Raw genomic sequence first — 12,799 nt, 5'->3', positions numbered from 1 at the left:
AAAAAGGTTTAGGTAAATATCATTTTTATGACCACACGACGAAAATTTATAAAGCAAACAATTATTGGTACAACGGGAGTTGCGACACTAAGTTGCTCGGCATTTACGATGGCTTCAAGTATATCATCTTATACATCTAATAGACCACCATTAGCCGATAGAACCTTTATAAGTCAAGCCGTTGAAAATACCATTAAAACGGTAAAAAAGGGCATAAAAAACCCAGAATTGTCGTGGCTTTTTGAAAACTGTTTTCCAAACACTTTAGATACCACGGTAGATTTCGAAGTCATGAATAACAAAACAGATACCTTTGTTATTACTGGCGATATTGACGCCATGTGGCTCAGGGATTCTACAGCCCAAGTATGGCCTTATTTGCCTTTGGTAAATCAAGATAAAGCATTAAAAAAGCTATTTAAAGGTTTAATCAACAGGCAAACCAAATGCATTTTGTTAGACCCCTATGCCAACGCATTTTATAAAGACCTGACCAGAGAAACCAAATGGAAGGATGACCGTCCAACGCCAATACCAGGAGTGCATGAGCGTAAATGGGAAATAGATTCGTTATGCTACGCTATTCGTTTATCTTATGGATATTATAAGGAAACTGGCGACACATCGGTTTTTGATTCAGATTGGGATAAAGCCATGAGACTCGTAGTAAAAACGCTAAGAACAGAGCAACGTAAAAATGGAGAAACACCCTATTATTTTGAGCGTGTTAGAAGGAATAAAAACGTTACAGCTCCCTTTAGTGGAAAAGGCAGGCCAATAAAACCCGTGGGTCTCATTTGTTCTGCGTTTAGACCATCAGATGATGGCACGATGTACCCATTTTTGATTCCATCTAATTTATTTGCGGTGGAGTCTCTAGCACAGTTAAGCAAGATTTATAATGATGTTCTTTGCGATAAAGTGTTTTCAGAAGGATGTCAATCCTTTTCAGACGAAGTGTTAAGCGCTGTAAACAAATATGCCATTTCGGAACACTTAAACTATGGTAAAGTATATGCCTTTGAAGTGGACGGTTTTGGTAACAAAGCATTTATAGACGACCCAAACATTCCATCTTTAATCGCCATGAAGTATTTAATGAGCGAGCAGTATTATGATTTAGAGGCGTATAAAAATACAAGAGCTTATCTGTTAAGTGACGACAACCCATACTATTTTAAAGGAAAAGCAGGCGAAGGACAAGGCGGTCCGCACGCAGGATTAGATACCATTTGGCCTATGGGGATTATATTACGAGCCATGACCAGCGATAGCGATTCTGAAATTGTGTGGTGTGTAAAACAACTCATGAACACGCATGATGGCAAGGGGTTTATGCACGAAACTTTCCATAAAGATGATGCGTCCAAATTTTCGCGCTCTTGGTTTGCTTGGGCAAACACCCTTTTTGGCGAGTTAATTTTGAAATTATACAACGAAAAGCCAGACCTACTTAAATCCATTTAAATATGAAGCACTTTGTTCTACTTGTTGTGCTTCTAAGTTTTGGGTGTTCAAAAGAGCAACGCATAAAGCTAAATGATATTCAGGTTATAGGGAGCCACAATTCCTATAAAATAGCGATTGAACAACCACTTTTAAACTACATCGCTTTAAAAGATTCCAGTAAAGCGAAGTCATTGGAATACGAGCATATTTCCATAGAAGCACAGTTAAATCTTGGCATACGTAATTTAGAGCTAGATGTGTTTTACGACCCCAAAGGCAGTCATTTTTCAAATCCGAAAGGCTTAGACATTGTAAAACAATCGGGAGAAACGCCAATGCCTTATGACGAAGCAAAACAATTAAAACAACCGGGGTTTAAACTATTTCATATCCAAGATATCGATTTTCGAAGTCATCATTTGTTATTCAAAGAGGCGTTAAAAGCGATGAAGAAATGGTCGGATAACAATCCTGCACATCTGCCCATCATAATTTTAATGAATACGAAAGACAAGGTAATACCAGACTTAACCAAACCAATTCCCTTTTCAGCGAAAGCCTATCAAGAATTAGATGCTGAAATATTTTCAGTATTTACAACAGAGGATTTAATACGACCCGATGATGTAAGAGGAAACCATGATACTTTAGAAGAAGCCGTTTTAAAACAAGGTTGGCCAGAATTAGAAGAATGTAAAGGGAAATTTCTGTTTGTTTTAGATGAAAAGGCTCATAAAAATAGCCTATACATGAATGGTGATTCTACTTTAAAAAATCGCGTATTTTTTGTAAATAGTAAAGAAGGAAATCCAGAATCGGCGTTTAGAATTGTAAACAATCCTATTGCCGATTTTGAATATATCAAGCAGTTGGTGGCAAAAGGCTATATGGTTCGTACACGTGCCGATGCAGGAACTAAAGAAGCCAGAACAAATGATTCCACCAAATTTGAAAAAGCAAAAGCTTCTGGAGCACAAGTTATTTCAACCGATTATTATCAACCTTCAAGATTGTTCAAATCTACTTTTGAAGTAAAATTTGAGGACGGTACTTACGAACGTTTTAAAGACATCAAAAATGAATAAACGCTATATAAGATTCATATTTCTAATAATTTGTTCTTCTCTTTGGGGGCAAAATAGTATTCAATTTCCAATAGTTCAAAATGGAGAAGTAGCCTCTATTATCATAGATAAAAGGGATGCCAAAGTCGTCGATATTGCTTCAGATATTTTGGCGAGCGATATCCAAAAAGTTTCAGGGAAAACGGTTGTGAAACATCAAAAGAAAGCCTCATGTCAAATTATAGTAGGAACATTGGGGAACAGTAAAGTTATCAATCAACTCATTAACAAACACGCTATTGATATCTCTCAAATTAGAGGAAAATGGGAAACCTACACGATTCAGGTCATTGAAAATCCTTCAAAAGGCATAAAAAAAGCATTAGTCATTATTGGTTCAGACCGAAGAGGAACGGCTTACGGACTTTTAGAAATTTCTAGAAGGATTGGCGTTTCCCCGTGGGAATGGTGGGCAGATGTTACTCCAGAAAAGCAAGAAAGTATTGTGCTTAATGTTGAAAACAAAACCTACGGAACACCATCAGTAAAATACCGAGGCATATTTTTAAATGACGAAGATTGGGGCTTGCAACGGTGGTCGGCACTCAATTACGAACCAGAAACGGGAGATATAGGCCCAAAAACCTATGCCAAAGTATTTGAACTATTGTTGCGCCTACGAGCTAATACTGTTTGGCCCGCCATGCACAAATGTACCAAGGCATTTTACCACTATCCACAAAATAAAATAGTAGCCGATAATTACGCTATTGTTATCGGTACATCGCATGCAGAGCCTATGTTGTGCAATATCAATGCAGAATGGAATCATGCTACTATGGGCGATTATCGATACGATACCAATTCAGAATCGATAAAATCCTTATTCAAAAAACGTGCTAAAGAAACCGCAAATTTTGAAGGTATTTATACCGTTGGTATGCGTGGGGAACACGACTCCCCAATGATTGTTGGAGAAGATGATACCGATTCGCAAGTAAAACTTTTAGAACAGGTTATAACCGACCAACGCGAGATTTTAAAAGCAAATTCTAAAAAAGGCATTACAAAACCACAGGCTTTTGTGCCATATAAAGAGGTGTTGCATTACTACCAAAGCGGATTGGATTTACCGGAAGATGTAAGTTTGGTTTGGACCGACGATAACTACGGGTATATTCGGCAATTAAGTAATGCTGAAGAGCAAAAACGAAGCGGAGGAGCAGGCGTTTATTATCACACGTCCTACTGGGGTAGGCCACATGATTATTTATGGTTAAACTCGACGAATCCTGTTTTAATGTGGGAAGAAATGACCAAAGCATACGAGTTTGGGTCTCAAAATATTTGGATTTTGAATTGTGGCGATATTAAGCCACATGAATATAATATCGAGCTGTTTTTGGACATGGCTTGGGATATTGATGGCTTTAAAAATGACAATGCCGTTAGAGCACATCAAAAGGATTGGAGCGCCAGAGAATTTGGAAAAAACAATGCAGAGGCTATTACCGATTTGATGTATCAATACAATCAATTGGCGTTTCAAAGGCGACCTGAGTTTATGGCGTGGAGTAGTGTGGAGCCTGTTACCAAACCGGGCAACACCGAGTTGACGCAATACCATTATGGCGATGAGGTTAGCAAGCGTATCAAAACGTATCAAGATTTAATTACTCGTGTGAAGGCTATTCAAAAAAATATTCCCAGCCATAGGGCAGATGCCTTTTATCAACTCGTTTATTATCCAATTTCGGGTGCCTCGAACCTAAATTTAAAATGGTTGTACAGTTATAAAAATGCTTTTGTAGCATCACAAGGGCGAGAGAGTGCCAAGGATTTTGCAACGAAATCTTTAGAGGCTTACAAAACCATTCAAAAGGAAACCGATTATTTTAATAACACGCTTCAAAATGGAAAATGGAAGCATATCATGAGCATGTCGCCTAGGCACTTGCCCGTGTTTTCAGAGCCAACGGCGTCTATTCCTTTAACCGAAAAATCAAATACCTTGGGGATAGCCATCGAGAGCTATCAAATGGAGGTAAATGATGAGATTATAAATTCTTATGCCGATGTTTTTCCTGTGTTTAATGCTTACACTGAGAATACATATTACATGGATGTGTTTTTAAATGGACAAGGCGAATTGGAGTGGGAATTACAACCAAAAGACGATTGGATTATACTTTCTAAAACCTCGGGGAAATTAGATGAAAACCAATTAGAAGAGCGTATTTGGGTTACCATAGACTGGGATAAAGTACCGCAGGGCGAAAATAAAAAGGAAGCTCCGTTAGGACACGATTATCAATTAATACCGCCAAGTTACAAAGTGAATTCGGCTATAGATGTAGTAACCAAAAACAAAACTACAACGCTTGGTGTTTCGGTCTTCAATCCAAAGTTTGAAGATTTAGAAAATTATAAAGGTTTTGTTGAAGACAAAGGTTTTGTATCTATAAATGCTGAAAATTTCACTAGAAAAACAGACGGAAAGAAAGCCAAATGGACCACCTTCTCTGGTCTAGGCTACTCAGGAAATGTAAGTGTGGCACTTCCGCGAAGCGCAACTTCTGAAACCACTATTGAAGGCATAAAGCAAAATAGTCCTATTTTAGAATATGATTTTTATACCTTTAATTTTGGAGAGGTAGATGTGTTTTTACAGGCTGTGCCTACTCATGCTTTTAATAATGATACGGGTGTGCGTTGTGCAGTAGCTATAGATGATGCAGAACCTGTAATAGTTGATTTTCAGACTTTTGGACGAAGTCAAACTTGGAAGCAAAATGTATTAAAAAATGCATCGGTAAAATCCGCTAAGCAAATAGTAAACACAGCTGGAAAGCATAAATTAAAGATTTGGATGGTAGACCCCGGAGTGATGTTAGACCAGATTTTAATTGATTTAGGCGGTTGGAAAACCTCGTATGCCTTTCCATCTGAAACTAAACTAAAATAGCAAAATATTGCACAGAAGTATCATCATATTAATACTATTGGTGTGTCTTTCTTGTAAAAAAGAAAGGGATGATAAAAGCTATAAAGTAGCTTTTATGGCAGATGTGCATTTGCAAGATATCTACGGTAGTTTTTCTGATAGTGATTATAAGGGTGTTTTAAACCCTGAAACGAATACCTATACACTATCCAGAACCATGCAGTCTCAGTTACAATCTACACGGTTGTTCAATGAAAACTACTTCGCTTTTTTGTCGGCTTTAGACGATATAGTATCCAAAAATATTAAATACGTGGTATTGCCTGGAGATTTTAGTGATGATGGGCAAATGGTGAATATCAAGGGCTTAAAACGGATTTTAAAAAAGTATTCGGAAGAACATAATATTAAGTTTATTTTAACTACGGGTAATCACGACCCGGTGCGTCCATTTTACCAAGAAGCGGGCAAGCATGATTTTATAGGCGAAGGCGGAAAACGGCAACCCATATTTAGTTCAGAAGAGATATACAAAGCGAAAGACTCCAACGCGTTAGCACCTATTTATACAAAAGATATTGCAAAATTAGGTTACGAAGACATCTTAAATGAATTAAAAGATTTCGGTTTCTATCCAAAACAAAATGATGTGTATTGGGAGACACCATTTACAGATTATGATTACGATAATTATCAATTTGATGAAGCTCTAAAACAAGCTGAATTATCAAATAGAAATTACAAAATCCCACCCTTTGGAAGCCAAATTCCCGATGTGAGTTATTTGGTAGAACCGACAGAGGGACTATGGTTTTTAGCTATTGATGCTAATGCGTATGTACCTAAGGATGCCAATAACTATAACAGTGCAAGTATTGGCTATAATAATGTATTATCGCATAAGTCACATCTGATAGCATGGATAAAAAGCGTGACACAACGTGCAAAAACGTTGAATAAAAAATTAATCGTGTTTAGCCATTTTCCAACCGTAGAATTTAACGATGGTGCTTCAGAAAACATACGAATGTTACTAAGAGAAAATAAAATGCAATTGCATCGTGTACCAGAAGAAGCAGTAGCCAAAGCATTTATTGAAACCGGTGTAAAAGTACATTTTGGAGGGCACATGCATATTAATGATACAGGTGTCGCTACTTTTGAATCAGGTAGTTTGGTAAATGTGCAAGTTCCTTCACTATCGGCATATATTCCTGCTTATAAAGTTGCAAGGTTCTCCGCAGATGAAGTTGAGATTGAGACTGTAGTGATAGACAATGTGCCCAGATTTAAGGAACTTTTTCCATTATATCAACAAGAGTACGCCCATTTAAAAAGTAAAGATGCTAGTACGTTATGGGATTCAACAATTTTAGATGCTAAAAGCTATAGAGATTTTACACAAAGCCATTTGAAAGGTCTAATTAATGATAGGTTTTTGCAAAACGATTGGGATATTCCGTTTACCAAATTTTTACTGAGTTTAACCAAGAATAGTGTTTCAGAATTTGTTCCAATTGACAAAAACTCTTTAGAAGGATTTGAGGACTGGACAGGTTTTGATATGTTATTCGATTTGTATCGCTTGCGTTCTGCAGATACGTTGGCATTTCAAGATATTGGAGCAAAAAAAATTGAAAACTATAAAAGCATTATAGAAGCCTACTTGGTTCATTTTAAAGAGATTAGTGAGCCATCAGAAATAGAAAATGACTTCTTACAATTCTGTATAATCTTTAAAAAGTTTTTAAACGGAGCACCATCTGATAATTTTGTGATACATTTAGATACCAATCAACTGATGTCTAAATAATATAATGACTTTAAAAATATTTAAACTTTTATTATTAGCTGTTTTCTTTTCTTGTTATAGTTCGCAAGGACAAGAACTTGTTTTTGAGCACTATAATGAAATTAATGGGCTGTCTCAAAACTCTGTAAGATCTATTGTTCAAGATGATGAAGGATTTTTATGGATTGGTACGTTTTGGGGGGTAAATAGATTTGATGGTTATAATTTTCGGGCGTTTCAAAGTAACATAAATAGGGAGGATTATTTGCATAGTAACGACATATTGCAAATAGTAAAAGATAATCATAATAACCTATGGATTGCAACTGATTTTGGACTAACAAAATACCACATACCAACCCACACATTTAAAACGTACCATGCTAATGAAAATGATAAGTATTCTCTGCCCGATAATAAGGTGAGATCTGTTTTTATTGACAATACAGATCGATTATGGGTGGGTACCATGACCAGTGGTATTTGTTATTTTGACGAAGAAGAGGAAAAATTTCATAAAGTAGATATTCAAAGTGTTGAAAATATTAGGGGTATTTATCAAACCCATGACAATAAATTATGGTTTACAACTTTTAATAATGGGGTTTATAGTTTGGAATTTGACAACTCAGGTCGAATATTAAGATCCAACAATTTTGACTTAAGCCCTTCAAAAGGCAGCTTCAATATGCAATCGGACGCCTACTTTCTCTTTGAAGATAGCCAATTTAATTTATATGCAGGAACCAAAGATGGCTTGTATGAATATAAAAAATTAGAAAACGTTTTTAGTTTAATAAATTTCGAAGGTCAAGGAGACTATTTTAGATGTTATACCGTCTCTGATGATGGAGAATTTTGGTTTGGGACTTCAAACGGTATAATTACTTGTAGGAGTATAGATGCATTAAAGAATGGGAAATACAAACGTCATATTCCAGATTTGACTAATACCAATTCTTTGGTTAACAATTATATATTATCACTTTTCTTTGATGCTTCTGGAATACTTTGGGTAGGTACCGAGAATGGTTTGGATAAATTAGACCCTTTTGAAAACCAATTTAAAACCATTAAGGCAAATTTTACATCAAGCGGAAAAATCCCAATTGTTAGTTGTCTCTCCAAAACCTATAAAAACGAACTGTTTTTAGGAACACATTCGGATGGTTTATATGTAAAGGAAGCCAACAGGTTTCGCAGGGTTCTAAAAGCTTATAATAGAATAAGTAGTATTTACACAACTGACAATAGGTTATTTTATATTGGGCTATGGAATGGAAAAGTTTTAAAATATGATATGGTTACTGGTACCAACCGTAGTTTAGACGTTGGTTTTTCCAATTCACCAGTCATGTCTTTTTATATAATAAACAACAGAACACTTTTAATAGGTTCCGTCGGGGAGGGGCTCGTAGAATTTGATTTAATAAATGAAAAAAGTATTAGAATTAATGAAGAATTGGATGCTCTTTTAGATGTCAATAAAATTGTTCCTTATCAAGAAGATAAAGTTTGGTTAGCCACAGAAGAGGGTATCTTTAAATATAACTTTATAACTAAAGAAACTAGGCATTATCAATCTATACAAGATAGAGTTAGTTTATCAAATAATAAGGTGAAAGATATTGTAGTAGATGGGAACGGTAAAGTTTGGGTAGGAACTAGAAATGGCCTTAATTTTTATGATCCCATAAAAGATGATTTTTTACCTCAAGAAAAACCACTTGAATTAAAAAATAGTTGGATTACAGATATTGCCATTGATGTAAATGGTTGTCTTTGGCTAAATATGAATTCGAATAAAATTGGAAAATATTTGCCAGATAAAAGTGAATTTAGGTCTTTTCATATCAATAACGGCGTAAGATCAAACATTATTAATAAACGGGGTTTTCTTCAATATGATAACAATACAATTTTCATAGGAGGGGACAAAGATATTATACACTTTTCTCCATTAAGTATAGAGGAGAATAAATATTCACCAAAACCAATTATAACAACTTTTAAGATTAATAATGAAGAGGTTTTGCCTCAGGTCGAAGTTGACGGTCAAATTGTCATAGAAAAAGACCTAAACTATACTGAAAATGTAGCACTGGGTTATAGGAATAGAAATTTTTCTATAGAATTTTCAATGCCATCTTTTGCTAATGAAAGATTAAATTGCTACCAATACAAACTAGAGGGTTTTGATGAAAAATGGAATACTACAACCAGTAATTCCCGTACCATCCAATATACCAATTTATATCCTGGTGATTACAACCTAAAAATTAAGGCTTCCAACAACAACGGGTATTGGAGTAGGGAAACAGAGCTAAAGATTACTGTTTTATCACCTTTTTGGTTAACCTATCCTTTTTTTATTGCGGTTCTGTTAGTTGTTATTGCTGTAGTTTATTTTTTAAGAAAGCAAATAAAATACAGGCTTCAACTAAAACAAGAATTATTACTGGAGAAAGTAAAGCGAGAAAGAGATGAAAAACTAAACAACGAAAAACTGAGATTTTTCACTAATATTTCACATGAGTTAAGAACACCTCTAACTCTAATTTTAGGGCCAGCAAAACAATTGCTTAATCAAGACAATAAAATTAATCAAGAGAAAAACAAGTTAGAATTAATTTATCATAATGCTAATAGACTTTTAAGGTTGGTTAACCAAATATTGGATTTTAGAAGGGCTGAGACCGGAGAATTACAATTAAAAGTCTCAAGAGTGGATGTGTTGCGGAGTACAAAGCTTATTTTTAATTCATTTATTGAGTTAGCTAACACAAAGAATATTAATTTCAATTTTAATACAGAAGATGAGAATATAGTCTGTTGGGTAGATTTTGATAAACTCAATAAAGTTCTATTTAATTTATTATCCAACGCCATGAAGTTTACCAATAATTATGGGAATGTTGATCTATTTGTTGGTGTTAAAGAAGATGAAGTCAAAAAACTAATTATCGAAGTTAGTGATGACGGTATTGGAATTCCTCAAGAAAGTAGAACAAAAATTTTCAATAGATTCTACCAGGCAAAAAACAGTAAGGAAAATACCACAGGAACGGGAATAGGCTTGTCTTTGGTCAAGGCTTTGGTTGAAATCCACAAGGGAACCATAACGGTAGATAGTGAAACTGATTCAGGGAGTGTATTTACTGTAGAATTACCTGCAAGTAAAGAAGCCTATACACTCGATGAAATATTAGAGCACGATGCAGAAAATTTACATAAAGCGCAAGATGAACTATTAAATATGGAATCAGTATTGAATCTAAATACAAAAGGTGTCAAGAAAAGTTTAAATACAGATTTAAAACATGAAATTCTGGTAATTGAAGACAATCCCGAATTAAGAAATTATATCGTTCAAAATCTATCTGAGTTCTATAAAGTTTATGAGGCTGAAAATGGTCATGAAGGGTTTGAAATATGTAAAAAAGTGAAACCCGTATTGTGCGTTGTTGATGCTATGATGCCTGTTATGGACGGATTTGATTTTGTGGAAGCTATTAAAAACGATGACAATATGAGTCACACAGCTATTATTATGCTTACAGCACTTGCTGAGAATGAAAATAGAATAAAGGCTTATAAAATTGGAGTAGATGGTTATTTAGTAAAACCTTTTGACCCTTCGCTTCTTAAAACTAGGATTGAAAATGTAATTAAAATACACTTTGATTTGAAACAAAGGTTTTCTGGAGAAGCAGAAAGTGATGTTATGACATTAGCACATTCACAAATAGATATCGACCTCATATCTAAAATCAAAGAGATTATTGAGAATAACATCAGTTCTCCAAATTTATCACCCGCATTTATTTCTGAACAAATGGCTATGAGTTCCTCTAAGTTATACAGAAGAATTAAACAACTAACAGATTTATCTCCCAATGAGTTTATAAGAACCATTCGGTTAAAAAAATCAGCTCAATTATTGAAATCTAAAAATTATAATGTTTCTGAAGTTTCTGATTTAGTGGGTTTCAACGATCCATTATATTTCAGTAGAGTGTTTAAAAAACAGTTTGGTTATTCACCTAGTAAACTCATTAAGTAAGTTGAAATTTTGATATATGTCCAAAGAATGCAGTATCTGCTATGGATATAATTAAGATATCCATGTATTTGATTAAAATTTCAGTATTTACAAAACTTATTTGTTTCATTTTTGAAAGTATTAAAAACAAGACTTTAACATGAATATAAAATCAAAAATTCCAGTTGTTCCAAAACAGATGGTCATACCATTTATTTTAGTGACTTCCTTATTTGCTTTATGGGGATTTGCAAATGCAGTCACAGACCCTATGGTACAAGCTTTTAAAAAAGTGTTAGAGTTATCAAATTCTCAGGCTGCGTGGGTACAAATGGCATTTTACGGTGGGTATTTTTGTATGGCATTACCTGCAGCTATGTTTATGCGTAAGTATTCCTACAAAATAGGGGTTTTAATTGGGCTTGGTCTTTATGCCATTGGTGCTCTATTATTTTACCCTGCAGCTACAACAGAACTATTCTGGTTTTTTTGTTTAGGTCTGTATATCTTAACTTTTGGTTTAGCATTTTTAGAAACAGCAGCAAATCCCTATGCTCTAGCAATGGGGCCAAAAGAAACTGCTACACAACGACTAAATTTAGCACAGGCATTTAATCCTGTAGGTTTGATAATAGGCTTGTTTGTTGCGCAGCAATTGGTGCTTAAAAATTTAAAATCTGATGACGTAGATAACTTTAGCGCCTTAGATGAAGCTTCTAAAATTCTGATCAAAACATCTGATTTATTAGTTATTAGAAACCCATATGTCATACTAGGGCTTGTTCTTGTTGGTGTTTTTGTTTTGTTTTTAGTAAGTAAAATGCCCCAAGCGAAGGAAGAAGGGGAGATGCCAAGTATTGGCAGCACGTTATCAGTTTTATCTCAGAACAAAAAATACGTTTTGGGTGTGTTAGCCCAAATATTGTATGTAGGTGCACAAATAATGTGTTGGACGTATATTTATCAATATGCAGAGGCTATTGGCATGGATAGTGTAACAGCAGGTTATTATCAAATGGCCGCTTTTATTTTATTTACTGTAGGTAGGGCAATAGGTACTTATTTATTGCGATTTATAAGTTCGGGTAAATTACTTATGCTTTTTGCCATCTTCGCTATGTGTTTTGTTTTAGGAACCATTTTTATAAAAGGTACTGTCGGTTTGTATGCATTAGTTGGCGTATCTTTTTGTATGTCATTAATGTTCCCAACAATTTATGGTATCGCACTTAAGGATTTAACCGAAGAACAATCAAAAGTAGGGTCTGCAGGTTTGGTTATGGCTATAGTTGGTGGTGCATTAATGCCCAAATTACAAGGTATGATTATCGATGTGGGAGGTAACGGCGTGGCAGATACGCAAATATTAGGAGTATCAGAAGTCTCTTTTTCTTTCGTTTTACCATTATTATGCTTTCTCTACATTACTTGGTATGGTTTTTTTGTAGGTAATCAAAAAAAGGCGGTTGAGGGGTTGGCCAATTAATTTGCCTTTAGGTTTACTGTTT

The 12,799-nt window shown here is 34.9% G+C and carries 6 protein-coding genes; all 6 read left to right on the top strand.

Annotated elements, in window-relative coordinates; all coding sequences use genetic code 11:
* Positions 1 to 27: 27 nt before the first annotated feature.
* The 6 genes from E1J38_RS01935 (at position 28) to fucP (ending at position 12,777) form a co-directional block, all read left to right on the top strand.
* Positions 28 to 1,467, top strand: coding sequence for a glycoside hydrolase family 125 protein (locus E1J38_RS01935; protein WP_133354431.1), 1,440 nt, complete (start codon positions 28 to 30; stop codon positions 1,465 to 1,467).
* Positions 1,468 to 1,469: 2 nt separating this feature from the next.
* The gene (locus tag E1J38_RS01930; RefSeq protein WP_133354432.1) at positions 1,470 to 2,534 is read left to right on the top strand and encodes a phosphatidylinositol-specific phospholipase C1-like protein; all 1,065 of its coding nucleotides are present in this window, start codon (positions 1,470 to 1,472) and stop codon (positions 2,532 to 2,534) included.
* Complete coding sequence (locus E1J38_RS01925) at positions 2,527 to 5,478, top strand: glycosyl hydrolase 115 family protein (RefSeq protein WP_133354433.1); 2,952 nt, start codon at positions 2,527 to 2,529, stop codon at positions 5,476 to 5,478. Before E1J38_RS01930 ends, E1J38_RS01925 begins: the two co-directional genes overlap by 8 nt.
* Positions 5,479 to 5,485: 7 nt before the next feature.
* A complete protein-coding gene (locus tag E1J38_RS01920; RefSeq protein WP_255449757.1) occupies positions 5,486 to 7,270 on the top strand; it encodes a metallophosphoesterase in 1,785 nt (594 codons plus the stop codon).
* A gap of 4 nt (positions 7,271 to 7,274) precedes the next feature.
* Positions 7,275 to 11,312 (top strand): hybrid sensor histidine kinase/response regulator transcription factor, encoded by a 4,038-nt coding sequence (locus tag E1J38_RS01915; RefSeq protein WP_133354434.1) that lies wholly within the window; start codon positions 7,275 to 7,277, stop codon positions 11,310 to 11,312.
* Positions 11,313 to 11,451: 139 nt separating this feature from the next.
* Complete coding sequence (gene fucP, locus E1J38_RS01910; protein ID WP_133354435.1) at positions 11,452 to 12,777, top strand: L-fucose:H+ symporter permease; 1,326 nt, start codon at positions 11,452 to 11,454, stop codon at positions 12,775 to 12,777.
* Positions 12,778 to 12,799: the final 22 nt, after the last annotated feature.

It is taken from the genome of Seonamhaeicola sediminis, from assembly GCF_004358095.2.
Lineage (GTDB): Bacteria > Bacteroidota > Bacteroidia > Flavobacteriales > Flavobacteriaceae > Seonamhaeicola > Seonamhaeicola sediminis.
The sequence above is the reverse complement of the archived record's forward strand: the minus strand, read 5'-3'. Positions and strand labels throughout refer to the sequence as shown.